Consider the following 24,102-nt stretch of genomic DNA (forward strand, 5'->3'; position numbering starts at 1 on the left):
GAAGCATTTATGGAAGAATTACAATTACAAGGCGCAACACTGCGTTATCATAAAATCGGACAAGGTCCTATATTAATCTTAATCCCAGGAGCGAATGGTACTGGAGATATTTATGTACCTCTTGCTCAACAATTAAAAGAACATTTCACAGTAGTGGCTGTTGACCGTCGCGGTTATGGTGCAAGCGACTTAACAGCACCTCGACCAGAATCCATTGCTAATCCACATGATGATTATCGCGTTAAACGTGATGCTAAAGACATCGCTGAATTAGCTAAACATTTATCTGATGAACCTGTTTACGTTCTTGGTTCAAGTTCAGGTTCTATTGTAGCCATGCACGTCTTAAAAGACTATCCAGAAGTTGTTAAAAAAATCGCATTCCACGAACCACCTATCAACACATTCTTACCAGATGCAAAATACTGGCAAGATAAAAATAACGAGATTATTGATATTGCTGTTAATGACAGTATGCCTGCAGCAATGAAAGTCTTTGGAGAAGCATTGCACATTAGTGCCATTGATCAACAATATATGTCTAAACCAGCACAATCAAGCAATGATGCAGACAATAAAAAACGTTACGAAGAGATGATTGGCTGGTTTAAATATGAAATTAGTCAATACACATCATCAGATATTACTATAGAAGATTTACGCCAATATAAAGATAGAATTACTTTACTAAATGGGACAGATTCCAAAGGTTCCTTCCCTCAAGAGGTTAACTTCTATATACATGAACAGACTGGTATTCCTATTGTAGATATTCCAGGTGGTCACTTAGGTTACATTCAGAAACCTGAAGGCTTTGCTGAAGTATTATTAAAAATGTGGGGTTAATCAAGTTATAAATTAAGCGAGGTCACAACGCATATTTTGTTGTGCTATCCTCGCTCTTTATTATTTAATTACGGAGATGATCATAATGTTATTTACTAGAAACCAATTCCATTCAACAGATGATTTAATGGATAAAGCAAATATTGAAGAAGTGATTCAATTCGAACGCTTTTGTCGTGATCATTCACTATGGGATGCTATGACAACATGCTTTGCTAAAGATTCTTATATTAATATTTCATGGTTCAAAGGTAATGGTGAGCAATTTGTCCAAGCTTCAAAAGAAATGAACCGCTATGCACCACACAAAATTCACAGCACACATATTTGGATTAATGGGACTAAAGCAGTTGCTTTAATGGAAGCTTCTATTCAAATGCGTACGACAATTAAAGATACATTAATGGATTTGAACTCTGATGCTCAACTCGCCTATTGCCTTGAAAAAAATAGTAACGACAAGTGGTTTATTACACGTTTAGAATGTATTTATGAGAAAGATAGTTTAGTACCTGTAACACCTAGTCAAATTGATATACCTGATAGTGAGTTTCAACAATATCGTTCAAGTTATGCGTGCTTATCTTATATATTAAACTCAATTGGCTATAGTGTTAATCATGACTTACAAGGCATTGATCGTCCTGACGAAGTGAATGCTTACTACAACGAGCTTAATGACTGGTTAACAGCACAATAGTTATAGCTTTACAACTAACAAATAACGAGTTGTTATAATTACAATATTGATAAAGAAAGAAGATTTTACTAATGAAAAAAATTGATTTACATGCACACTACCTATCTCCAGGATTCAATAAATTCTTAGACGATTATTTTGATGGTAAAGGAGACGGTGTAGCTACACCACCATTTTCACCACAAGATTATTTAGCTTTAATGGAAAAATTAGATATTGATTATGGTGTTCTATCTATTTCTAGTCCTCATATTAGTGCAGCACCTGATAAAGAAATGCTTAAGTTAGCTGATGAAGTGAACCATTATGCTGCTGACATTGCGCAACAACATGCCGATAAAATTGGCTTTTTTGCGACGTTACCACTACCGTTAGTCGATGAAAGTATAGCAATGATAGATGACGCGCTAGATCATCAGCATGCTGTCGGCTTTACGTTACCTACTAATGCACGTGGCATTTACCTTGGCGAAGATCAGTTAGATGCTGTGATGCACAAATTAAATGAACGTCATGCTGTTGTTGCAATACATCCGAATGAACCAAAGCCTAATATTAAAGTGATGTCCGAGGAAATATTACCACCATTAATGGAATTCATTTTTGATACGACACGTACCATCATTTATATGAGCCAAAAAAATGTTTTCAGTAAATATCCTAATATTAAATGGATTGTACCTCATGGTGGTGCACTATTACCTATCATTGCACAACGTATTAACCTAGGAAATAAAATGTTTGCTGTTGGTAAACAACCAGATGATATAGAACAAGTCATGCATCGTCTATACTTTGATTTAGCTGGTAAAGTCCTTCCTTATCAACTACAAAATATTTTACAATGTGTCGATCCTAACAAAATTGTTTATGGCTCTGATGCACCTTATACGACAGATCAAGTTGTGACAATGTTAGCTAATGAACTTGAACAAACAAATATGGTTGATGATGCTATGAAGAAAAACATGCTTTATAACAATGCCTTAGCATTATTACCTCATCTAAATAAATAATCATGTTGTAACATAGTCACTATAAAATGATGCGATTTCAAATTATAGTAGCTATGATTTAACAATTAGTCTGAGCTTGACCATGTTAGAACTAAACTTTAAGTAACTAGAAATAAACGGTCCTCTCTCAAATTGGCTGAAACATAATTGTTTTAAATTATTCATTTTTGTTTATCAGTTTAAAATTTAGAGAACCTTAATTATAGAGATAATTGCGCTTTTTTCATATTCAAAATACAAAAATCGGACTAATAGAAAATAACTAAACATTCTTTATCAGTCCGATTTATTATAGAACCTAAATAAACACCCTTGCAGTAGTACTTTATAAGTATACTTTCAAGGGTGTTTACTATTTATTATCTTTATAAATTACAGCAGAGTTACATCAACCATGATTTGCATTTATTTATATCAAAACTAGTCATGCTTGTTGTAAAATTGTAGCCATTGAATGCTCTACACTTGAGCGATACATATCTCCAAATTTTAATAAATGAACCATTAATAAATACAAACGATAAAATTCCAAGCGATATTCTGAACCTTTTGCTAATGGATAATGCTTGTTATATTCATCATAAAAGTCGTTAGTAAAGCCGCCAAATACTGTAGTAATACCAATATCAAATTCTCTATCTCCATATAATGGTGCTGGATCAAATAAAGCTGGACTGCCATCAGTTAAAAACATATAATTCCCACCCCATAAATCACCGTGCAATAGTGACGGTTTACTACGATGATTAGCTAATGCTGTGACAATCGCAGTTCTAACTTGTTGATATACTTTATTGTCTTCTTCATTCCATAATCCTTTAGTCATTAACTCATCTCTCAAATGATCCATACGTTGATTGACAAATAAATCACTCCAACTATTTTGCCAATGATTATCAAAGGAAATATCGCCACCTTCATAAGGTAAAGAGAAACCAAAGCGTCCTTCCTGTTGTTGTTCGCTATGCATTTTAGCTACTAACTGACCTAATTGACGCTGACTGCCTGTTGTACCTTCTTCAAGATAACTTAATACTAAATAAGCGTCACCGTTTACTTCACCACTGGCAATCACTCTAGGTGCTGTAATATTCGCACGTTCAAATTCATTTAAGCCTGCTATTTCAGCAGCATAAAATGATTCTTGTCGTTGACGTTGAACTAACAAGAAAAATGTCTCATCATTAGTCTCAACTCGGTAAGCTTCGTTAACATCTCCACCACTTACTGGAATAATATCCTTCACATCTTCCAATGGCAAATGTTGTAACCACTGTTTATCCATACAAACACCTTCCTAAATAAATCGTTACTTATATTATATTTCCTAAAATGAATCTTTTAATCCAAAAGATGTGAATCAAACTTGCGTCAATTTTTAAAACTTTTGTTTTTTAACTAGGAAATTAACATCTTACATGCTAGTCTATTAAAAGAATATATTTCACATATATTAAGTTGAGGATAGTAAGCCTCAAATATAATGAAATAGGAGCATAAACATGTATAAATTAATTAAACCTTTACTCTTTAAAATCGAACCTGAAAAAGCACACGGATTAACGATCGACGCTTTAAAAACCTTACAGAAATTTCCTATGTTGTACCCTGTTGTCGATCAATTATTTACTTATCGTAATCCTATCTTAGCGCAAACCATTCAAGAAGTTCATTATGACAATCCGGTTGGCTTAGCTGCAGGATTCGACAAATCTTGTGAGGTTCCTAAAGCATTAGAACATATTGGTTTTGGTGCGATTGAATTAGGAGGTATTACACCTAAACCACAACCTGGTAATCCTCAACCTCGTATGTTCCGCTTATTAGAAGACGATGCCTTAATTAATCGTATGGGCTTTAATAATATTGGTATGAATAAAGCTTTAAGCAATTTAAGACGTCACGCATACAACATACCTGTTGGAATTAATGTTGGCGTTAATAAAGCTACAGCTTATGCTGAGCGTTATCAAGATTACATTAAAGTATTAGATACATTTAAAAATGACGTAACATTCTTTACTGTTAATATTAGTTCACCTAATACAGAGAATTTACAGAATTTCCATGATAAAGATGAATTTTCAATGTTATGCCAAGCATTAACAACATTTAAAGATGAACAAGAAGTTAATGTACCTATTTATTTAAAATTAACATCCGATATGACATTGGACAGTTTAAAAGCGCTGTTGCCTGCTATTACAGCAACATTTGATGGTGTTATGTTAGCAAATACAACACGCCAGCGTGACGGTCTTAGTTCTGATAATAAAATTGAAGAAGGCGGCTTAAGTGGTAGACCATTATTTGAACGTAACTTAAAGTTAATCAATTATGCCTACCAACAAACGAATGGCAAGTTCTTGATTATTGGTACTGGTGGCATTTTCAGTGCTGAAGATGCGATTGCTATGATGCGTAATGGTGCTTCACTCCTTCAAATATATACTTCAATGGTTATTGAAGGACCAGGTATCGTTAAGAAAATAAATAAGGGTATCGCACGTTATTTACAGGATCATCATTATGACAATGTCAGTGATATAATTGGTTTAGACGTTAAAAATAATATTTCAAGTTAGAGTACAACTACAATTTTTATAAACAATTCAAATGAGTATTAATATTTCATGAATAATGGGGGCATTAATAATGTCTAAAGAGATAAAAGACAACGAACAAGCTACACAACAAAGTAAGCACGATATAGCCCAACACGATACGACAACTGAAGATGAACGTCAGGGACTGAATGGTTATCGCAAAACCGATTTAGACTTGGAAATTGAACAAGAACTACGCGACATGATGGACAAAGGTGAACATGATACCGAAAAGGAATATAAAAAATTTAAGCTCTTTTCTTTAATTACTACAATTGTTATCGCAACTCTAGCTATCATGAGATTCGTACATAAAATGATGTAGGGACCCGTCAACGAGAATTTCGTTAAGAAATTCTACAAGCAATGCCAGACGGGCTAGGGACCCAGCATAGAGCATCTCATAAAGAGATGCTTCCGGCCATGCAAGTTGGGCAAGGGACGGTCAACACCTTGTCACCAATAATCTAAGTAGGACAAAATAACTCGTAATCTTACAGTAAAAGGTCATGCAGCATCGGTTGCATGACCTTTTATTTTTAGGTTCTCTATTTTGGTAACTGTTCCAAAAATGCTTTAGCTTCTTTATTAATCGTTTTAAAGTCAATGCCTTGTTGCATCGCTGCAAAGACGCAACCACAATAACATTGTCTAAAAATATTATAATCATTACACATTTCTATTGATCGTTCATAACCTTTACTTTTCTTAAAGTCACTAGGTAAATAATTGACATCATATATTTTTTGTACATCCATGCCTAGCTCATTAATTAGCTGGGCATTCTTTTTAGGTGATAATGTAATCGCACTTCCAAAATAATCATAACCATATTCTACAGCTGCTTTAGCAACGATATCTAGGCGCATTTCAAAACAGGCTGTGCAACGTAAACCACCTTCTTTTTCATCAGCTAATTCTTTGTCTTTAACCATTTTCATAAATTTATGTGGTTCATATGGCGCTTCAATATATTTAACATTAGCACCCGTCTTGTGATTAAAATCCTTCACAAATTGTTCTTGAACTTTAGCACGGCGTAGATATTCATTTTTAGGATGAATATTAGAATTAGCAAAGTAGATGGCAATATCTGCATATTGTGTTAAAAACTCTAAAGTATACGTACTACAAGGGGCACAACAACTATGCAATAAAATCTTAGGACGTAGCTCTTGTCTCTCCCACTGCCCTATCAATTTTTTTAGTACTTTATCATAATTAATTTTTTGATTTTTCATTTTGTTAATAATTGGTTCAGCATTAATCACTAGATTCCCTCCACATACTTTCTCTACTTTTTATTATATAAAATTCTCATAAATTATGACCATTTTTTAAAAAATATTTTAATATGATTTACCTATCCTAATTTTAAATATAGCGTACATAATTAGCCCAAAAAATAGTGTCGAAATTAATGATATTATCATTCGATCTATAACATGTCCTTCTTCTCCTTGTATCATATCGAAACTTAAACCTAGACAAAGATTAAGTGTCAGAAAACATACCATCATTACAATGATTGCTAGCACACTTAGTCTTTTCAATTGACGATAATGCTCTTCATCTTTAGCTGTGATTTCAAATTTGCGATGTTGTTTTGTAGCGAATAGTATATAGAAATTTAACGCCGCAAATAGCAACAACATGATAATGTTGACGATGGACGCATGATTACGAATAATATCCACAATAACTGTTGCAACAGTTAAGATACCTAAAGCTAAATAACTCCATAATAGTGTTTCGCTTAAGTTGTCAAAATATTGCTGTTGAGTCTCTTTGTTCAATTTAAATGTGTTTGCCAATAGCTTCTTTAACATCTTATGTCTCTCCTTTTTGATGTCCTATTATGATCAACATATCGAATTCATTGTAATAATTCAAGATAACTTCGCTTAAAATAACTTTTGAAAATTTATTATATTGAAAGTTAGGTGATAAGTTGAATGCAATTTATCTTAAAATTATACTTTTTGTCATTTTTGCAGTACGATGTTGTTAAGCAATAAAAATTTATATATTGAGGTGTCTATCCATGACAACATTATTTCCTTATTTAGCTTTTGAAAATTCTAAAGAAGCTATTGCATATTACGAAGACGTATTTGGAGCAACTGACGTTAAACGCTTAGACGTTGGTGAAGAGCAAGCAGCCCATTTTGGTATGTCTAAAGAACAAGCACAAGAAGCAACGATGCATGCTGAATTCGAAATCCTTGGCATCAAAGTACTATGTTCTGATTCATTTGGCAGAGCGGACAAAATAAATAATGGTATCTCCTTATTAGTTGACTATGACGTGAATAATCAAAAAGATGCAGATGCAGTTGAAGCATTCTATAATCAAATTAAAGATCATGATTCAATTGAGGTTGAAATGCCTTTAGCTGACCAATTCTGGGGTGGTAAAATGGGCGCCTTCACTGATAAATATGGTGTTCGTTGGATGCTACACGGTCAAGATTACACACAAATGCAATAATATTAGACAATCCAATGTTAAAGTTCAAATAGCAATCATGATGATGCGTTCAAACTGAAACATTGGATCTTAAATTTTCAAACTAACACTTTAACCTATTAAAAAACAGCCCATTAACCTGAATAGATTAACGAACTGTTGAATGGATGAATGATATTTATAGGACTATATTATTTTCTTTTTCATGAATCATATCAATAATGACATTGTCTTCATTCATCACAGCAACTTTTGGTGCATGATGTTTAATTTCTTCTTCATTAAGCTCTGCATATGTCATAATAATGACTATATCTCCAACTTCCACTAATCTTGAGGCTGCACCGTTCAAACAAATTTTACCGCTACCTTTTTCTCCAGCAATAACATACGTTTCAAAACGTGCACCATTATTATTATTTACAATAGCTACTTTTTCATTAGGCAGGATATCTACAGCTTCTAAGATATCACTATCAATTGTAATACTGCCTACATAATTTAAATTTGATTCCGTCACTCGTGCTCTATGAATCTTAGCATTCATCATTGTTCTATTCACTATTGTTCAGCTCCAATTATTATATTATCTATCAAACGTGCTTGTGAAAACTTAACTGCTAATGATATAAATATTTGTCCAGTTATTTCTGTTTGTTCAATCAGTTGCGGATAGCTATAGATAGCAACTTCTTCAATACTGCCACTTATATGTTGTTGTAAATAATGTTTTATGGCATCGATAATGATAGTGCTTTGACGTTCCCCATTATGATATAACGCTTGTGCTAATTGTAAACTTTTATATAAATGAACCGCTTCTATTCTTTCGTTGTCTGTTAAATAAATATTACGAGAGCTTTTAGCTAAACCATCATGTTCTCTAACAATATCTACACCTATAATTTCTATTGGATGATTAAAATCTGCCACTAATTTTTGAATGATTGCTAGTTGTTGTGCGTCTTTTTTCCCAAAATATGCATAATCTGGCATCACAATGTTAAATAATTTATTAACTACTGTCACTACACCATCGAAATGTCCTGGACGTTGTGCCCCCTCTAATACTTGAGCCAATGGTCCAACTTTAAGCTCAACACCTAAAGATTGTGGATACATTTCTTCAACCGATGGATAAAAAAGATAATCTGCTGCCGCTGCTGAGACTAAAGCAGTATCTTGTTCTATTTGTCTTGGATAAGCATCAAAATCTTCATTCGGTCCAAATTGTAATGGATTCACAAAAATACTGACTACGGTAATATCATTATCTTTAACTGATTGTCTAACCATTGTTAAATGACCATCATGTAATGCACCCATTGTTGGAATAAATCCGATGGTTTGCTGTGTCTTCTTGGCATCTTTAACAATATTCTGCATGTCCTGTATTGAAGTAACAAATTTAGTCATGCGCTTCAACCTCATTCATAATTTTCTTTTTATACGTATGAGTTTCTGATGGAAATACACCTGATTTAACTTCTTCATTGTATTGTTGCAGTCCCTTAATACCCACACTAAAATCTGCAAATTGTTTTACAAATTTAGCTTGATGTTTAACACCGTAATTTAACATGTCATGATAAACCAATACTTGACCATCAGTAGCTTTACCAGCACCAATACCGATAACTGGAATAGTTAATTGTTCACTTATTGTTTGGGCTAAGTCTGATGGTATGGCCTCTAATACTAACGCTATTGCACCTGCTTGTTCTACATTTCTAGCATCTTTAATTAATTGTTGCGCTGCTGCTTTAGTACTACCTTGCAGTTTGTAACCCATGACACCGACACTTTGTGGTGTTAATCCTAAATGTGCTACAACAGGTATACCAATACGTGTTGCTGCTACAATAAAGTCAGCAATGTGTGCCCCTTCTGCTTTAATGGCATTCGCATTCGTTTGTTGATACAACGTTAATGCATTGTTTAAATCTTGAGCTTGATCTATACCCACTGCTCCTATAGGCATATCTACAACCACAAATGTATTTGGTGCACCACGACGAACTGCTCGTCCGTGATGTATCATATCGTCTAACGTCACTTGGACGGTGCTCTCATATCCTAATACTGTCATTCCTAATGAATCGCCAACAAGTATCATATCAATGTTAGCTTGCTCAACTTGTTTCGCACTCGGAAAATCATACGCTGTAACCATAGAAATCTTTTCTTTTTGTTGTTTCATATCTAATAATTGACTTACCGTTTTCAATGTTATTCATCCTCTTTTTACAGTATTATTAGAAACAGTATAATTAAACTTTAACTGAAAGGAAAGAATAATATGTCATCTATCGCAATTATCGGAGACGGTGCTGTTGGTACAACACTTGCTTATGAACTTAAAAACGTCTTACCTCATACACAGCTTATTGGCCGCACAGCAAAAACTTTAACTTATTATTCAAGTCCTAAGAGTAACCCTGCGTCTATTGTTGTTAGCGCATATCATCAAGTGACTATTAAATTTGATTACATCATTATCGCGGTTAAAACACATCAACTTCATCAAGTTATTAAACAGCTATCTCAAATCACTCACGATAATACAATCATCATTTTAGCTCAAAATGGTGCTGGTCAATTAGCACACATACCTTATAGTAATAAATTTCAAGCCGTTGTTTATATTAGTGGTCAAAAAAAAGACGATGTAGTAACACATTTTCGCGACTATCAACTACAGTTACAAGATTGTGCTGAAACTCGCCAATTACAACAATTAATGAAACAAAGTAACATTGATATCATATTAGTACCTCAAATTAATGATGCAATTTGGTATAAATTATTAGTTAATTTAGGTATCAACTCAATCACAGCTGTAGGTAGACAAACCGTCAATATATTACATACACCAGAAATAGCTACAGTGTGTCGTCAATTGTTGGTAGAAGGTTGCCATGTTGCAGAAGCTGAGGGAGTAGTTTTAAGTGATAGTATCGTAGATGACATTTTAACTATATATCAAGGCTATCCTGATGAAATGGGTACAAGTATGTATTACGATATAGTGAATAACCAACCTCTTGAAGTCGAAGCAATTCAAGGATATATTCATCAACTTGCTCGCCAACATCAACTCAGTACACCTTATTTAGATTGTATTTATAGTTTCTTACATGCTTATCAGCAGCAATTTGACGATTGATGGTAGTAGTTATGTGATGGCTTATAATAGATAAAAATATTTTTCAATAAAATATTTAATGAATAAAATGGCAGGTGCTATAATATAAAAGTCGCCTAGCTCTCAGGCGCCAATACAGGCGCAGAGAGGAGGTGCTAACCTATGCTAGAAACCCTTGTCAACACTGCTACCACAGTTATCAGTGGTTGTATTATTGCGCTATTTACGCACTGGCTACGTAATCGCAATAATAAGTAGGCGACTATAGTCACACCAAAAAGTCCCCTCACTACCGCAAATAGTGAGGGGACTAGGTGCATATATGCTAGATCCTTGTTAGTTAAATTATAACATTATAGTGTATAGGAATGCAAAGCCTAAAAGTAATCCTTAAAATCGTTAGCGCGTTGAATGTTTTTTATATAAATCAAGCAACAAAAAGTTTTAACACGCTAATTATTCAGCTTCTCTAATATCATCTGCTATATTTTTATAATCAATATCTGACTTAATAAACGTCTCGTTATTTACTGGGAAATGCTGCTCAAATGTTTCAAAGTTTTGAATTTCTATTGTTGCATTTTCTACTTCAAAATCTAGAACATGACCACCATATTGTCGTTCATCGTCTGCAAAATGTAGATGAAATCCTGCTGAACCTATACCATGAAATAATTCTGGTGTGAAGAATCCTACTACAGCACCTTCGATATGATGTCTAGTTTCTTCGGGTTGTCTACGCGCCGAATCGATTAAACGTGTATAAGGTGGTTGTTGCGCTGGCATCATTCTGACATGCATATATTTAAATGTTCCAGATATTTTCACCGCAGAAAACAAATTTTCACTTAACATATGTGATTTTATGTCATTAAATACTTGTTCTTGAGTTTGATGCTGCACTTCAAATTGCTTGTCAGCTCTAAAGTTCGTAATCGTTGCATAAGGGGTCTTTTCATCACCAGTAAGTTCTACAAACTCTTTATATTCATTTGCATGATAAGCTTTACCATCTAGAAAAATAACTTCCCCATTTGAACCAGTTAAAGTTGCAATACCCAAATTGCCATGTTCTAATAATTCATTAATTGTCGCAGTTCCTTCTAATAAACCAGCCATTAAAGTACCTAATGTACCATGTTGATATAAGACATTTGTCATGTCATCATTCACTCCCGTATCTATTCATCATTACTAACTATATTTATCTTCTTTAGTCATTGTTTGCGTTAGTATCATATTTTAATGTGCTATTAAAATATGAATTGTTCAATACTTATTTTACGCTAAAATAGTTATTTCAATCAATGTACAGATACTGAAACTCTTTGCATACTATAATAAAAGAGACCAATACACTAAAAACAGCGATATTTGGTCTCTTCATTGTTATATTTCAATCAGGAAATTCTATCGTTAAATATGACTATGCATGCTTAATCTTCTAATAGATATTTAATAGAGTTAAAGGTTTCTTCTAACGTTTTAACAGATTGATTAAATAATTGTTGTTCCTTTTCACTTAGAGGTGTTTCATAAATTTTAACTGCACCATGTTCATTAACTAAAGTTGGTACACCTAAGTAAACCCCTTTATGTCCACCATATTGGCCATCCAAACGTGTCGAGACATTTAAGACATTATTTTCATTATTTAAAATGGCTTTTGAAATTCGCATTAAAGCTAATGCGATACCATAATATGTAGATCCTTTAGCTTGAATAATGTCGTATGCTGCATCACGTGTATTTACATAAATTTCTTCTGCTTTGGCTTCACTACCTGTTTGTTCTTTTAATGCTTCAAACACTGGTATACCGGCAATATTAGCTTGTGACCATACTGCTAATTCTGTATCACCATGTTCACCGATAATGCTTGCATTAACACTTGAAGGTGCAACATCAAATTCTTGGCTAATTAAATATTGTAATCGTGCGCTATCCAATACTGTACCAGAACCAATCACACGTTCTGATGGTAGTCCTGTATATTCTTTAACAAATCGAGTTAAAATATCTACAGGATTCGCAGCGATTAAGAAATAACCATCAAATCCACTATTCATGACACTGCTAACAATACTTTTCATGATTTTAGTATTCTTTTCTACCAATTGTAATCTAGTTTCACCTGGTTTTTGAGGTGCACCAGCAGTAATAACAACTAAATCAGCATCTTTACAATCTTCATACTCTCCTGCTTTAACATCTACAGGTGAAGGACAATGAACCGTACCATGATTCAAATCTTGAACATCTGCTTTTACTTTGTCTTTAGCAATATCAATAATGACAAATTCATCTGCTACACCTTGAGTCACCATTGCAAAAGCATAACTAGATCCTACAGAGCCATCACCAATTAACACTACTTTTTTACCAAATGATTTCATAATTTTATCTCCTAACATTTTAAATTTATGTTATACGCGTATTAACGTATCATATCTATCGCAAAGTTAAAGATTAATATTTTTATTTAATTATAATATTATGATAAAAATTTACAATTAAAAAATGCACTGTGTAATATAGTATTTTCGTGTTTTTAGTTGTTAATTGTTGATATATCAATAGTTTTTTTACTACTTTTTATTTGTGACAATTTTAAGCACTTATATATAAATAAAATGACCTTTGTTATTTATTGCGAGTCACTAAAATTACAATATCTTGCTATTTCACTATGTAATTTTCATAAATATCTACCAATAGTTAGAAAATTAGAAAAAAATAGTACTTATTTTTATAATTTCTGTTATAATCGATTTTATCATTTCAAAAATGGTTGATTTCTCTACGGTAAATTTGAGAAGCCATATAAAGTTGTGATTTTTCAGAATTTTTAGACAAAAGTCGCTCAATTTATGATAATATATAACTTATTAAAAACAACAAATAGGAATTGATGTTACTATAATTTATTGGAGGTAAATCTATGGCTAGTTTTTTTCATAGAATAGTTAGAAAAGAAGATCCAACTGTTTATCAAAATAAAGATGGACATTTGAAACGTACATTACGTGTACGTGATTTTCTTGCATTAGGTGTTGGAACAATTGTATCCACATCTATCTTTACTTTACCAGGTGTCGTTGCTGCACAGCATGCAGGTCCTGCTGTTGCTTTATCATTTTTACTTGCAGCCATCGTTGCTGGTTTAGTTGCTTTTACTTATGCTGAAATGGCTTCTGCCATGCCATTTGCCGGCTCTGCATATTCTTGGATTAATGTTTTATTTGGAGAATTTTTCGGATGGGTTGCCGGTTGGGCTTTATTAGCAGAGTACTTTATCGCTGTAGCCTTTGTTGCTTCCGGTTTTTCAGCCAATTTGCGCGGATTATTTAAACCAATAGGTGTTGAATTACCACCTGCACTATCTAATTCATTCGGCACTAAAGGTGGTGTCATCGATATTGTTGCAGCGATTGTTATCATTTTAACTGCTTTGCTACTATCACGTGGTATGACGCAAGCTGCACGTATGGAAAATATTTTAGTTGTCCTTAAAGTATTAGCCATTATTTTATTTGTCGTTGTTGGTTTAACTGCACTTAATTTTGCAAACTATGTTCCATTCATTCCAGAACATAAAGTTACAGACGCTGGTGACTTTGGCGGTTGGCAAGGTATTTATGCCGGTGTCTCAATGATTTTCTTAGCTTATATCGGTTTTGACTCAATTGCAGCTAACTCAGCAGAAGCTATCAATCCACAAAAAACAATGCCTAGAGGTATTTTAGGTTCACTAATTATTGCTATTGTCTTATTCGTTGCAGTAGCACTTGTCTTAGTTGGTATGTTCCATTACTCAGAATATGCTGACAATGCTGAACCTGTTGGTTGGGCTTTGCGTCAAAGTGGACATGGCATCATTGCTGCAATTGTTCAAGCTATCTCAGTAATTGGTATGTTTACAGCACTTATCGGTATGATGTTAGCTGGTTCACGTTTACTTTACTCATTTGGTCGAGATGGTCTACTACCTTCTTGGTTAGGTAAATTAAACAATAAACATTTACCAAATCGTGCGCTAATCGTGTTAACAATCGTTGGTGTTGTCATTGGTTCAATGTTCCCATTCGCATTCTTAGCACAATTAATCTCAGCCGGTACACTTGTTGCCTTTATGTTTGTATCAATCGCTATGTATCGTTTGAGAAAACGTGAAGGTAAAGACTTACCTATCCCAGCATTCAAGTTGCCATTATACCCAGTGTTACCTGCAATTACCTTTATTTTAGTATTGCTTGTATTTTGGGGATTAGGATTTGAAGCTAAATTATATACGTTAATTTGGTTTGTAGTAGGAATTATTCTGTACTTATCTTATGGTTTAAGACATTCTAAGAAAAATGTCGAAAAAGAATATACACCACCAAAATAATATAATTAATATAAAAAGCATTTCCACATTGTAAAAATCGTGTGGAAATGCTTTTTTATATTTCAATATTTTAGTTGAATTATTTTAAATGAATGGGCTTAACAACAACTTTTTTGAAATTATTTCGTAACCCTAACAATAATGACTAGATTTATAAAACATTGATTTATCAACATTTTACAATCTAGCCAACTACTACTATATATTTAAAATTAACACTTTAACACTTTTAGTATCATGCTTATTTTAGTATCTACCATCCTTGACCAGAAATATCGTATTCTTCTAAGTCTCCATGTTCTAATGCAGTAAGGGCATCTTCTAATGTATCTAATGCATAATCTAATTGTTCATATGATATTACTAATGGTGGTTGGAAACGTAACACGTTACCTGCAACAGCAATAATAACAATGCCATGTTCAAAACAATAATTACATATTTTTAATGCCGCTTCATTATCACGTGTTTTCTTTGCTTTATCTGACACAATATCAATACCAATGCTTAGACCAACACCTCTAACATCACCAACACTACTGAATTTCTTAGTCCATTGATCCATACGTTGTCTGACATAACGGCCTTTTTCGGTACTAGCTTGTAATAAATCCTCATCTTCAATCATTTGTAATGTCGCTAATGCCGCTTCACAACTAACTGGATTGGCGCCTGTAGTAAATAAATGGGCTGGTGCATCTAAACTTTCCATAATTTCTTTGCGTCCGACAAGTGCAGACATAGGTAATCCACCTGCTAATGATTTTCCAAATGTCATTAAATCTGGCGTGAAATTATAATGTTCAACAGAACTCCACGTTCCTGTTCGTCCTAACCCTTGTTGGATGTCATCTACTGCTATTAAAATACCATGTTCGTGACATAGTTTTTCTAATGCTTCAAAATATCCTGGCACTGGTTCTAATAAGCCACCATCGCCTTGAATGGTTTCGACAACAATACATGCCACTTCATCTGCAGGTACATACTTAGCAAACATTTCTTTTAAAGGAGCTAAATATTCTTCCACAGTGTTTGGCTGTGATTGCTCAAACATGCCTCGATACTTATCTGGAAAAGGAATATGATAGAATCCGTTTAATAATGGTCCATACTTTTTACGCATATTTAAGCTAATAGATGACATTGATAACGCACCAAATGTTGAACCATGATACGCATTAGTAAAGCTAATGACATAAGGTCTACCAGTATAACCTCTAGCAAATTTGACAATACCATCGTTAGCATCTGAGCCTGACAATCCAAATGTTACACGCTTTTCAAAATCACCTGGTGTAATGTCACAAAGTTTTTTAGCTAATTTAACTAACGGTTCGTGATACATATATGCTGGTGTATAATGGATAAATTTATCTACTTGATTTTTAATAGCTTCACTCACTTGTTTAGGTGCATGGCCAACATTTTGAGAACTTGCACTTGATAATAAGTCAATATACTCTTTGCCTTCAACATCTACTAATGTCGCCCCATAACCATGATCAATCACTAGCGGATAATATTTAATACGACCTGATTTAGCAAAATATTGTTCATCTTCTTCAATTAAATCATAAGCTTTACTCATATTACTTCATCCTCCCATTGCTTTGTTTATTAAAAAACTAGCTTTAATTCCCCATATTTTTCAATTAATGATAGTATTCAATATACTAATAAAATTCTGATTTGTAAATATATTCTGACAATTATAACTTATAGAATAATACTACACTGTTACTTTCATAAAAAATCTGGACCTATGTGTTATGACATCAGTCCAGATAACGTTAACTTTAATTTGGTTGGTAAGGAATAACATCCTTGCCATAAGTCTTTTTAATGTAATTTTGTGTTTCTTTAGAACGCATGACTTCCAATAACGCTTGAATTTTAGCGTCCTTTTTATGACTAGCTTTAACAGCGATGATATTGGCAAATGGTGACGACTCACCTTCTAGTTCAATCGCATCTTTAGATGGTGTCAAACCATTATCCAGTGCATAATTAGAGTTCATAATCACTGCTGCACCTTCTCCACTATTATATGTCTTTGGAAGGAACTCAGCACCCTGTTGGTGATTAAATTTCAAGTTCTTTTTATTTTCTTTGATGTCTTCAAATTTAGCATCTTCTATTTTGACACCTGGTTTTAATTTGATTAATCCTTTATTAACAAAAAATGATAAAAAGCGTCCTTCTTCTGCTGGATTATTAGAGACATAAATCGTTGAACCTTGTGGTATGTCTCTAATATCTTTATATTTCTTACTATATACGCCCATTGGTGTTGTAAATACTTTACCTACTTCTTCTATATCGTAACCGTGACTTCTTTTTTCAGCTTTTAAATAAGGAACGTGTTGAAAAAAATTAGCATCAACATCTCCTTTATCTAATAATTTATTAGGTACTTTATAGTCATTAACAATTTTAACTTCTAAGTCATAGCCTTTCTTCTTCATTTGTTCTTTAGCGTACTTTAAGACATCTCCATGTGGTGCTGGTGACGCTGCTACTGTTATCTTTTTATCATCTGAAGATTTACTACCACACGCAGCTAAACTTATCACTAATATACTTAATAAGAATACAGTTATTAATTTTTTCATATGTAAGCCACCCTTTCTTGTTAACTGCTCAATAAAGAAAGTTACTTATCATACAACAAAAAAGCTTCCTCTTGTTTAAGAGAAAGCCCATGTTCTTTCTCTCATCTTCAAAAGTAGTCAGCTACTTTATTGTGATTTAGCACCATGTCTTTGGTAAGACGGTTGCTGGGCTTCATAGGGCACGTCCCTCAGCCTCTCTTGATAAGAGTCTCATTTATTGAATTGAATTTATCCTATCACTGCTTCATTTTAAAGTCAACATTAATTCCGAAAATTCCGATAATAATAATACGTATTCACTTTCGATAAGACTATATTATAGTTTGATTTAGTTATATGGCGAATTGTACTACTATCCATTTCAAATGATTGCCACATTCAATTTTGACATTTTTTTGAAAACTATTAGATTTTCCATATTATTTTGTGTAATAAATATTTTTCGTGGTAAATAATTAATATCACTATTTAATTTAATACACATTTTTTATAGATTAAAAATTGGAGGTAACAAATTATGAAATATGTTGTAGTAGGAACATCACATGCAGGTTATGAAGTAATAGAAACACTGTTAAAAGAAGACTCAGAAGCTCAAATAGAAGTCTTCGAAAGTGGTGATAAACCTTCATTCTTATCTTGTGGTATTCAAAGTTATTTAGAAAACGTGTCACCTTCACTAGATTCATTACATTATGCTACGACTACTTCTTATGAGAAACAAGGTGTTAATATTCACGTAAATACGACGGTTGTAGATTTAGATACAGACAATAAAACAATCACAGTAGAACATGATGGTACAAAAGAAGACGTTAGTTATGACAAACTATTTTTAAGTCCAGGTGGAAGTGCTGTTAAGCCACCTATTACAGGTATCGATGATTATAATAATGTTTTCTTTATGCGTGGTCGTGAATGGGCAGATAAAATTAAACAACGCATGCCTCATGCTAAAAAAGCAGTTGTAGTAGGCGGCGGATATATTGGTATCGAGGCTGCTGAAGCATTTGCCAAAGCTGGTATCGAAACTAAGATTATTGATGTCGCTGAGCGTATTTTGAGTACGTATTTAGATCCTGAATTCACAAATATTTTAGAACAAAATTCAAAACAACATCAATTAGAATTTATTGGTGGTGAATCAGTTAAAGAAATTACTGGTAACGACAATGGCGATGTAACAACAGTAATTACTGACAAAGGTGAATACCAAGCAGACACTGTGTTATTCGCAGTAGGTGTTGCCCCTGCTACTAGTTGGCTTAAAGATAAAATTGACTTAGGTACTAAAGGTATTATTACAATTGATCATCATCAACAAACTTCAGCACCTGATGTTTACGCAGGTGGCGATGCAACAATGGTACCATTTGCGCCAATAGAAGAAGATCGCTATATTGCTTTAGCTACAAATTCACGTCGTCAAGGTGTTACTGCAGCATTAAATATGGTTGGTAAATCTGCTACAATGCCTCGTGTATCTGGTACATCTGGCTTACAATTATTTGATTATAAATTTGGTCAAACAGGTGTACATGGCACTGAAGCTGATAATTATGACGGTCATTTAGGACAACAATATGTAGAAGAACGCATTAGACCTAAGTTTATGCAAGATGATACTACAGTGCATATGAAAATTATATTCGATAAAGATAGTCATCGCATATTAGGTGGTCAAGTGATGTCAACCGAAGATGTCACACAAGCAATCAACACATTGTCAGTAGCGATTTCAGCTGGCTTTACTCTAGAACAGCTTGCAGTTCAAGATTTCTTCTTCCAACCTGATTATGATAGACCTTGGCATTATTTAAACGTTCTTGCTCAACAAGCATTAGGACAATCATACGGTAGCGATCAAATGCTATTCTAAATATACTATGATTAGCTGTGAAGAGATTTTCTCTTCACAGCTATTTTTTTCATTATAGAGCCCGATGCCTAATATGATGCGATTGACAGTAAATGTTTGGAATATAAAGTGTTGAAAAATCAGCGTTTTATCATACTAATCAATCTTGTAGGTTGAGTAGGACCTCAACAGAGAAAAATTTCATTGACGTTCCAATCCCTAAAGGTCTCATCTCATCAATTGTTACATGATTTTTTCTAATTAGGGAAAATATTACCATGTACACATTGTTGAGGTGACATTTTTTATGTATGTAAAATGGCTTTATCATAGTTTAGCAGCAATTGTTATCAGTATTGTCTTACTATTCAGTACGGCAATCATCGATCATTTCAATCAAGGATTTCATTTAACTCAATTATTATTAAATATTGATTTTATTGCCAATCCTGCAGATACACCATTTATCATTGAACTACTTCTACATTTAGCCCTCGGATTGTCAATATATGTCATCTTTGTCTTCATTTATCGTTATGTTAAACGTTTTTATTTATTGTGTTATGGCTTCTTATTTGTCGTATTTATTGTGTTATATCCATTGCTCATTATCATCGCTGTGCGTCCAATTTTTCAATTTACTATATTGGCGTGGCTATGGTGGATAGTATGTCATATCTTATTTATGTTGTTAATGATGGTGACTATTTCTATAATTGAAAAGCAAAATAAAAGGAATTAGAGGTATTTTTGCTCTAATTCCTTTTTATATTATATTTCGTCGCCGTGTTCATCATACTTTGTGACGTTGCCATCACTATCAATAATATATGAACCTGCTAAATCACCATTTTTATCTGTATAAGAGAAGCCCCATTTACCATCACCCATTTGTTCAGGTTCTTTATACGTATATTTATCTGTATCTAGAAGATGGCCTTCATAGTCTTCAACTGCATCAATAACATTACTACGTGTAATCTTTTTACTTGATTGATGATTATCTGAACTATCAGTTGATGACTTATCACTATCGGAATCTGAGTTAGTTGATTGCTCTGATTGAGAATTTCCTTTTATTTTGTCAATTTCGCTTTGACTAGCATCATACAACTTCACTGTTTTAGCGTTATTAATAATGTTATTCGTCTCTTTCTCAGAATAATCAGCCTCTGACCATCTTAAATCTTGAAAATGAGATGGCGCAAAATACATTGTTATTGTGCCATCGTTATTATTCTTATAGATAACGTGACCGGCTGCATTAGCAGAAGCAGTAATAACTTTTGTACCATCAGGATATTTTGCAGAATGCTCTGGCAACAATGGATTAATCGCTTCTCCTGAGATGTCTCTATTTTCTAATTTCAAATCGCCAAAAGGCGTATCTTTACCATTTCTATAACCAGGTAAGCCTGTTAACCAAACTTTAGCAATATAATCTTCCGACGTAGTATCTTGTTGACTCTTACTACTTTGCTGGCTTTTGTCACTTTGTTGTTTTGAAGACTGACTTTCATTCGATTGTTTATTATTACTTTGCTCATCATTAGATAATTTTTTATCTTTATTGTTATTTTGTGTTTGCTTAGTTGAATCTGCATGTTGTTCTTTACTGCCTTGATCTGATGAAGATTCCTGATTATTGTTTTGATTACATCCTACAAGTAAAACTGTTAACCCTAATGTGACTGCTGCTAATTTTTTCATTTAAAATCCCCTTAACAATATATAATGCTTTTATTATATACTTAATAACTACTTAAAAATAGCTTAAATATGTATTTTACATATATTTTCATTTTAAAATTATATTGCGGCATGTACAAATAGAAGTTGTGGCTTATCTTCAATCAAGTCATCGTTCATTGGTAACCAGCACGAAAGTATTCCTTTAAAGCCTTCTTATTATGTGACTGTCTCCCTTTGATCCACGTAGCAGATGACTGTTGTTGTAAAAATTCAAGTTGCGAATGTTGTTGTGGAAAATTCCACACGAATTTAAGAAAGTCAAAATCTATTGTTTTCGGATTACCACCTAATATTTTGCTGTTTCCAATCTTACTTTTAATTACTCTTTGTATCACGCGTTTAAGACAAATGACACGAGGTGCCTGTAACCAAATAACTACAGTTGCCTCTTTTAACCTGAGGGGTATGGTGTCAGAATAATTGCCATCGATGATCCATTCATTTTGCTGTAAAATATTGCGTAATGTCGATTCAAAGTCTGCTTTACTTATAGTAGTACCATCATCGATCCACTGTATATCATCAAGATGATATACGGGCACCTTCAAATCTTTATGTAATTGAACTGCTAATGTCGATTTTCCTGAACCTGGACTCCCTACAATCAGTATTTTATGCGCCATTCTACTCCTCCTATTTCCGCAATATTCAACATTAAAATTATAATTTACATTTTACACTAAAAACAAGCTTAATAACTTGAGAAATTCTAGCATTTTCATCATACTATAAGTGGATAATATAGTTTAGGAGTGAATGATATGAATAAAGAACAATTAGAAAAAATGAAACATGGTAAAGGCTTTATTGCTGCATTAGACCAAAGTGGTGGTAGTACACCTAAAGCACTTAAAGAATATGGTGTTAACGAAGATCAATATAATACAGAAGATGAAATGTTCCAACTTGTTCATGATATGCGTACTCGTGTCGTAACTTCACCTGCATTTTCACCTGATAAAATTTTAGGTGCTATTCTTTTCGAACAAACAATGGATCGTAAAGTTGAAGGTAAATATACTGCTGATTACTTAGCTGATAAAGGTATTGTTCCTTTCTTAAAAGTAGACAAAGGTCTAGCTGAAGAAAAAAATGGTGTTCAATTAATGAAACCTATCGATAATTTAGACGAAGTATTAGATCGTGCTAATAAACGTCACATTTTCGGTACAAAAATGCGTTCTAACATTTTAGAATTAAATGAAGAAGGTATTAAAGAAGTTGTTGCTCAACAATTTGATATCGCTAAAAAAATTATCGCTAAAGGTTTAGTACCAATTATTGAACCTGAAGTAAATATTAATGCTAAAGATAAAGCTGAAATCGAAAAAGTATTAAAAGCTGAACTTAAAAAAGGCTTAGACAACTTAAATGATGATCAATTAGTAATGTTAAAATTAACTATCCCAACTGAACCAAACTTATACAAAGACTTAGCAGAACATCCAAATGTTGTACGTGTCGTTGTATTATCAGGTGGCTATAGCAGAGACGAAGCAAACAAATTATTGAAAGACAATGATTTATTAATCGCAAGTTTCTCACGTGCTTTAGCTAGTGACTTACGTGCTAGCCAATCAGAAACTGAATTCAATAAAGCATTAAGTGATGCCGTTGATTCAATTTATGATGCATCAGTAAACAAAAACTAATATATAAATGACACAAGCACCAGTAAGAACTAATTCTTACTGGTGCTTTTTTTGTTCTGGTTCTCTCCCAAATTGGACTGATACATAATTATTTTTTTAAGCCTCGCTTTCCTAGGGTGCTGTCTCAGCCTGTAGTCTTCGACTAGCACTGCTCCCTCAGGAGTCTCGGCTTCAAAATAATTTATATTTTAAATTATTCACTTTTTATTTATCAGTCCTGAAAAATAGAGAACCTTGGTTCTTTAACATATCGTCTAACAATCCTAGGATAAAAAGTATCTCACACTTAAAATGAAGCATTGGGCAGTAACTGTCTAGTTTTCAAAACGTTGATTTATCAGTATTTTGAAAACCTAGTCAGTCTTACCGAAGTGTGATTATGACATTAATTTTCTATAAAATTTATGTCTGTCCCACTCCCACTAACCGATTGTATTGTAACTTTATTATTTTTCTTTATGATCTTCTTCTGTACCTAAGAAGTCTTTTAATTGCTGTGTTGTTTGGTCGATGATGTGATCAAATTGTTGTTTTTGATCATCATCTTTCATTGCTTGTTGACTAGCTTTGAACATTAATTTAAAGACTTGTTGTAATTGTTCACGCGCTTCATGCATTTTGTCAAAGTCCATATGTTTAAATTGTTCTAAACGCTGCGTAAATTCATCTTTATCAACATTATCTGCTAAGAAATCTTTACCTTCTTGAGTGATACTATACACTTTTTTATTTCCTTGTTGTGAAATAGAAACAAAGTCACGATCTTCTAACATTTGTAAAATTGGATAAACTGATCCTGGGCTTGGTGAATAGAATCCTTTGAAACATCCTTCTAAATCTTTAATAATTTGATAGCCGTGTTTTGGTTCTTCTTCCAACATTTGTAAAATAATAAATTGCAAATTACCTTTTTTGAAAAATCGATCTCTCATATTACGTGAGTTGGGTTCACCAAAACCTAAATTTTGAAAACCTTTGCCAAATCCAAATCCTTCATGTTTCATCATATGTGCTCTCATATCATGTCTTCTATTAAACATTGTTATCATCCT

Annotated in this window: 25 protein-coding genes and 1 riboswitch; of the genes, 12 read left to right on the top strand and 13 right to left on the bottom strand. The window is 33.2% G+C overall.

The window, feature by feature from the left end; all coding sequences use genetic code 11:
- Positions 1-9 precede the first annotated feature (9 nt).
- From CD113_RS07540 to CD113_RS07550, 3 genes are all read left to right on the top strand, one after another.
- Positions 10-846 carry an alpha/beta fold hydrolase gene (locus CD113_RS07540; RefSeq protein WP_002463712.1) on the top strand — a complete coding sequence of 279 codons (837 nt, stop codon included), beginning with the start codon at positions 10-12 and terminating at the stop codon, positions 844-846.
- Positions 847-931: 85 nt separating this feature from the next.
- Positions 932-1,546 (top strand): hypothetical protein, encoded by a 615-nt coding sequence (locus CD113_RS07545; protein WP_002463715.1) that lies wholly within the window; start codon positions 932-934, stop codon positions 1,544-1,546.
- A gap of 71 nt (positions 1,547-1,617) precedes the next feature.
- Positions 1,618-2,562, top strand: a complete 945-nt coding sequence (locus CD113_RS07550) for an amidohydrolase family protein (RefSeq protein WP_002463717.1) — start codon at positions 1,618-1,620, stop codon at positions 2,560-2,562.
- 424 nt (positions 2,563-2,986) lie between these two features.
- On the opposite strand, the gene CD113_RS07555 is transcribed toward CD113_RS07550, so the two are convergent.
- Positions 2,987-3,847 (bottom strand): fructosamine kinase family protein, encoded by an 861-nt coding sequence (locus tag CD113_RS07555; protein WP_002463718.1) that lies wholly within the window; start codon positions 3,845-3,847, stop codon positions 2,987-2,989.
- 217 nt (positions 3,848-4,064) lie between these two features.
- Here CD113_RS07555 and CD113_RS07560 point away from each other — a divergent pair, with 217 nt between their 5' ends.
- The gene (locus CD113_RS07560; protein ID WP_002463719.1) at positions 4,065-5,147 is read left to right on the top strand and encodes a quinone-dependent dihydroorotate dehydrogenase; all 1,083 of its coding nucleotides are present in this window, start codon (positions 4,065-4,067) and stop codon (positions 5,145-5,147) included.
- 70 nt (positions 5,148-5,217) lie between these two features.
- Complete coding sequence (locus CD113_RS07565; protein ID WP_002463721.1) at positions 5,218-5,493, top strand: hypothetical protein; 276 nt, start codon at positions 5,218-5,220, stop codon at positions 5,491-5,493.
- A 223-nt stretch (positions 5,494-5,716) separates the two neighbouring features.
- Here CD113_RS07565 and CD113_RS07570 read toward each other — a convergent pair whose 3' ends face one another.
- Positions 5,717-6,439 (bottom strand): epoxyqueuosine reductase QueH, encoded by a 723-nt coding sequence (locus CD113_RS07570; RefSeq protein WP_002463723.1) that lies wholly within the window; start codon positions 6,437-6,439, stop codon positions 5,717-5,719.
- Positions 6,440-6,517: 78 nt separating this feature from the next.
- Complete coding sequence (locus CD113_RS07575; RefSeq protein ID WP_002463725.1) at positions 6,518-6,997, bottom strand: hypothetical protein; 480 nt, start codon at positions 6,995-6,997, stop codon at positions 6,518-6,520.
- 215 nt (positions 6,998-7,212) lie between these two features.
- On the opposite strand from CD113_RS07575, the gene CD113_RS07580 reads away from it, so the two are divergent.
- Positions 7,213-7,659: a VOC family protein gene (locus CD113_RS07580; protein WP_002463727.1), complete on the top strand. Its 447-nt coding sequence runs from the start codon at positions 7,213-7,215 to the stop codon at positions 7,657-7,659.
- Between the two features lie 157 nt (positions 7,660-7,816).
- Here CD113_RS07580 and panD read toward each other — a convergent pair whose 3' ends face one another.
- Genes panD through panB form a run of 3 tightly spaced genes read right to left on the bottom strand, consistent with a single transcriptional unit; the run spans position 7,817 to position 9,865 of the window.
- Positions 7,817-8,200: an aspartate 1-decarboxylase gene (panD, locus tag CD113_RS07585; protein ID WP_040801911.1), complete on the bottom strand. Its 384-nt coding sequence runs from the start codon at positions 8,198-8,200 to the stop codon at positions 7,817-7,819.
- Positions 8,200-9,054, bottom strand: a complete 855-nt coding sequence (gene panC / locus CD113_RS07590) for a pantoate--beta-alanine ligase (protein WP_002463732.1) — start codon at positions 9,052-9,054, stop codon at positions 8,200-8,202. Before panC ends, panD begins: the two co-directional genes overlap by 1 nt.
- On the bottom strand, positions 9,047-9,865 hold the full coding sequence (gene panB / locus CD113_RS07595; RefSeq protein ID WP_002463734.1) for a 3-methyl-2-oxobutanoate hydroxymethyltransferase: 819 nt from the start codon (positions 9,863-9,865) through the stop codon (positions 9,047-9,049). Before panB ends, panC begins: the two co-directional genes overlap by 8 nt.
- A 72-nt stretch (positions 9,866-9,937) precedes the next feature.
- On the opposite strand from panB, the gene CD113_RS07600 reads away from it, so the two are divergent.
- Positions 9,938-10,804, top strand: a complete 867-nt coding sequence (locus tag CD113_RS07600; RefSeq protein ID WP_002463736.1) for an oxidoreductase — start codon at positions 9,938-9,940, stop codon at positions 10,802-10,804.
- 141 nt (positions 10,805-10,945) lie between these two features.
- Positions 10,946-11,041 (top strand): type I toxin-antitoxin system Fst family toxin, encoded by a 96-nt coding sequence (locus CD113_RS12675; RefSeq protein WP_002463737.1) that lies wholly within the window; start codon positions 10,946-10,948, stop codon positions 11,039-11,041.
- Positions 11,042-11,239: 198 nt separating this feature from the next.
- On the opposite strand, the gene budA is transcribed toward CD113_RS12675, so the two are convergent.
- Positions 11,240-11,944 carry an acetolactate decarboxylase gene (gene budA / locus CD113_RS07605; RefSeq protein WP_002463739.1) on the bottom strand — a complete coding sequence of 235 codons (705 nt, stop codon included), beginning with the start codon at positions 11,942-11,944 and terminating at the stop codon, positions 11,240-11,242.
- Between the two features lie 275 nt (positions 11,945-12,219).
- On the bottom strand, positions 12,220-13,179 hold the full coding sequence (locus tag CD113_RS07610; RefSeq protein ID WP_002463741.1) for an L-lactate dehydrogenase: 960 nt from the start codon (positions 13,177-13,179) through the stop codon (positions 12,220-12,222).
- A gap of 545 nt (positions 13,180-13,724) precedes the next feature.
- Between CD113_RS07610 and CD113_RS07620 the strand changes: the two genes are divergently transcribed.
- Complete coding sequence (locus tag CD113_RS07620) at positions 13,725-15,173, top strand: APC family permease (RefSeq protein ID WP_002463743.1); 1,449 nt, start codon at positions 13,725-13,727, stop codon at positions 15,171-15,173.
- Between the two features lie 253 nt (positions 15,174-15,426).
- Here CD113_RS07620 and CD113_RS07625 read toward each other — a convergent pair whose 3' ends face one another.
- Both CD113_RS07625 and CD113_RS07630 read right to left on the bottom strand, forming a co-directional pair.
- On the bottom strand, positions 15,427-16,764 hold the full coding sequence (locus CD113_RS07625) for an aspartate aminotransferase family protein (RefSeq protein ID WP_002463744.1): 1,338 nt from the start codon (positions 16,762-16,764) through the stop codon (positions 15,427-15,429).
- Positions 16,765-16,972: 208 nt separating this feature from the next.
- Complete coding sequence (locus CD113_RS07630; protein ID WP_002463747.1) at positions 16,973-17,788, bottom strand: MetQ/NlpA family ABC transporter substrate-binding protein; 816 nt, start codon at positions 17,786-17,788, stop codon at positions 16,973-16,975.
- A gap of 98 nt (positions 17,789-17,886) precedes the next feature.
- Positions 17,887-17,996: riboswitch (SAM riboswitch) on the bottom strand.
- Positions 17,997-18,305: 309 nt separating this feature from the next.
- Between CD113_RS07630 and CD113_RS07635 the strand changes: the two genes are divergently transcribed.
- Positions 18,306-19,667, top strand: coding sequence for an FAD-dependent oxidoreductase (locus CD113_RS07635; RefSeq protein WP_002463748.1), 1,362 nt, complete (start codon positions 18,306-18,308; stop codon positions 19,665-19,667).
- Between the two features lie 286 nt (positions 19,668-19,953).
- Positions 19,954-20,388, top strand: coding sequence for a hypothetical protein (locus CD113_RS07640; RefSeq protein WP_002463750.1), 435 nt, complete (start codon positions 19,954-19,956; stop codon positions 20,386-20,388).
- A 29-nt stretch (positions 20,389-20,417) separates the two neighbouring features.
- Here CD113_RS07640 and CD113_RS07645 read toward each other — a convergent pair whose 3' ends face one another.
- Positions 20,418-21,356, bottom strand: coding sequence for a hypothetical protein (locus CD113_RS07645; RefSeq protein ID WP_002463752.1), 939 nt, complete (start codon positions 21,354-21,356; stop codon positions 20,418-20,420).
- A 155-nt stretch (positions 21,357-21,511) separates the two neighbouring features.
- Positions 21,512-22,021 (bottom strand): AAA family ATPase, encoded by a 510-nt coding sequence (locus CD113_RS07650; protein ID WP_002463753.1) that lies wholly within the window; start codon positions 22,019-22,021, stop codon positions 21,512-21,514.
- A gap of 138 nt (positions 22,022-22,159) precedes the next feature.
- Between CD113_RS07650 and CD113_RS07655 the strand changes: the two genes are divergently transcribed.
- Entirely contained in the window at positions 22,160-23,050 is an 891-nt protein-coding gene (locus tag CD113_RS07655; RefSeq protein ID WP_002463755.1) for a fructose bisphosphate aldolase, read from the top strand.
- Positions 23,051-23,496: 446 nt separating this feature from the next.
- Here the strand turns inward: CD113_RS07655 and CD113_RS07660 are convergent, their stop codons facing one another.
- Positions 23,497-24,090 (bottom strand): PadR family transcriptional regulator, encoded by a 594-nt coding sequence (locus tag CD113_RS07660; RefSeq protein WP_002464650.1) that lies wholly within the window; start codon positions 24,088-24,090, stop codon positions 23,497-23,499.
- Positions 24,091-24,102: the final 12 nt, after the last annotated feature.

The organism is Staphylococcus simiae, assembly GCF_002902085.1.
In the GTDB taxonomy this organism is placed as follows: Bacteria; Bacillota; Bacilli; order Staphylococcales; family Staphylococcaceae; genus Staphylococcus; species Staphylococcus simiae.

What these genes read in the sequence shown, in the direction of transcription:
- CD113_RS07540 (WP_002463712.1), top strand. Translation starts at nt 10, where the DNA reads ATGGAAGAATTACAATTACAAGGCGCAACACTGCGTTATCATAAAATC.
- CD113_RS07545 (WP_002463715.1), top strand. Translation starts at nt 932, where the DNA reads ATGTTATTTACTAGAAACCAATTCCATTCAACAGATGATTTAATGGAT.
- CD113_RS07550 (WP_002463717.1), top strand. Translation starts at nt 1,618, where the DNA reads ATGAAAAAAATTGATTTACATGCACACTACCTATCTCCAGGATTCAAT.
- CD113_RS07555 (WP_002463718.1), bottom strand. Translation starts at nt 3,847, where the DNA reads ATGGATAAACAGTGGTTACAACATTTGCCATTGGAAGATGTGAAGGAT.
- CD113_RS07560 (WP_002463719.1), top strand. Translation starts at nt 4,065, where the DNA reads ATGTATAAATTAATTAAACCTTTACTCTTTAAAATCGAACCTGAAAAA.
- CD113_RS07565 (WP_002463721.1), top strand. Translation starts at nt 5,218, where the DNA reads ATGTCTAAAGAGATAAAAGACAACGAACAAGCTACACAACAAAGTAAG.
- CD113_RS07575 (WP_002463725.1), bottom strand. Translation starts at nt 6,997, where the DNA reads ATGTTAAAGAAGCTATTGGCAAACACATTTAAATTGAACAAAGAGACT.
- CD113_RS07580 (WP_002463727.1), top strand. Translation starts at nt 7,213, where the DNA reads ATGACAACATTATTTCCTTATTTAGCTTTTGAAAATTCTAAAGAAGCT.
- panC (WP_002463732.1), bottom strand. Translation starts at nt 9,054, where the DNA reads ATGACTAAATTTGTTACTTCAATACAGGACATGCAGAATATTGTTAAA.
- CD113_RS07600 (WP_002463736.1), top strand. Translation starts at nt 9,938, where the DNA reads ATGTCATCTATCGCAATTATCGGAGACGGTGCTGTTGGTACAACACTT.
- CD113_RS12675 (WP_002463737.1), top strand. Translation starts at nt 10,946, where the DNA reads ATGCTAGAAACCCTTGTCAACACTGCTACCACAGTTATCAGTGGTTGT.
- budA (WP_002463739.1), bottom strand. Translation starts at nt 11,944, where the DNA reads ATGACAAATGTCTTATATCAACATGGTACATTAGGTACTTTAATGGCT.
- CD113_RS07610 (WP_002463741.1), bottom strand. Translation starts at nt 13,179, where the DNA reads ATGAAATCATTTGGTAAAAAAGTAGTGTTAATTGGTGATGGCTCTGTA.
- CD113_RS07620 (WP_002463743.1), top strand. Translation starts at nt 13,725, where the DNA reads ATGGCTAGTTTTTTTCATAGAATAGTTAGAAAAGAAGATCCAACTGTT.
- CD113_RS07625 (WP_002463744.1), bottom strand. Translation starts at nt 16,764, where the DNA reads ATGAGTAAAGCTTATGATTTAATTGAAGAAGATGAACAATATTTTGCT.
- CD113_RS07630 (WP_002463747.1), bottom strand. Translation starts at nt 17,788, where the DNA reads ATGAAAAAATTAATAACTGTATTCTTATTAAGTATATTAGTGATAAGT.
- CD113_RS07635 (WP_002463748.1), top strand. Translation starts at nt 18,306, where the DNA reads ATGAAATATGTTGTAGTAGGAACATCACATGCAGGTTATGAAGTAATA.
- CD113_RS07640 (WP_002463750.1), top strand. Translation starts at nt 19,954, where the DNA reads ATGTATGTAAAATGGCTTTATCATAGTTTAGCAGCAATTGTTATCAGT.
- CD113_RS07645 (WP_002463752.1), bottom strand. Translation starts at nt 21,356, where the DNA reads ATGAAAAAATTAGCAGCAGTCACATTAGGGTTAACAGTTTTACTTGTA.
- CD113_RS07650 (WP_002463753.1), bottom strand. Translation starts at nt 22,021, where the DNA reads ATGGCGCATAAAATACTGATTGTAGGGAGTCCAGGTTCAGGAAAATCG.
- CD113_RS07655 (WP_002463755.1), top strand. Translation starts at nt 22,160, where the DNA reads ATGAATAAAGAACAATTAGAAAAAATGAAACATGGTAAAGGCTTTATT.
- CD113_RS07660 (WP_002464650.1), bottom strand. Translation starts at nt 24,090, where the DNA reads ATGTTTAATAGAAGACATGATATGAGAGCACATATGATGAAACATGAA.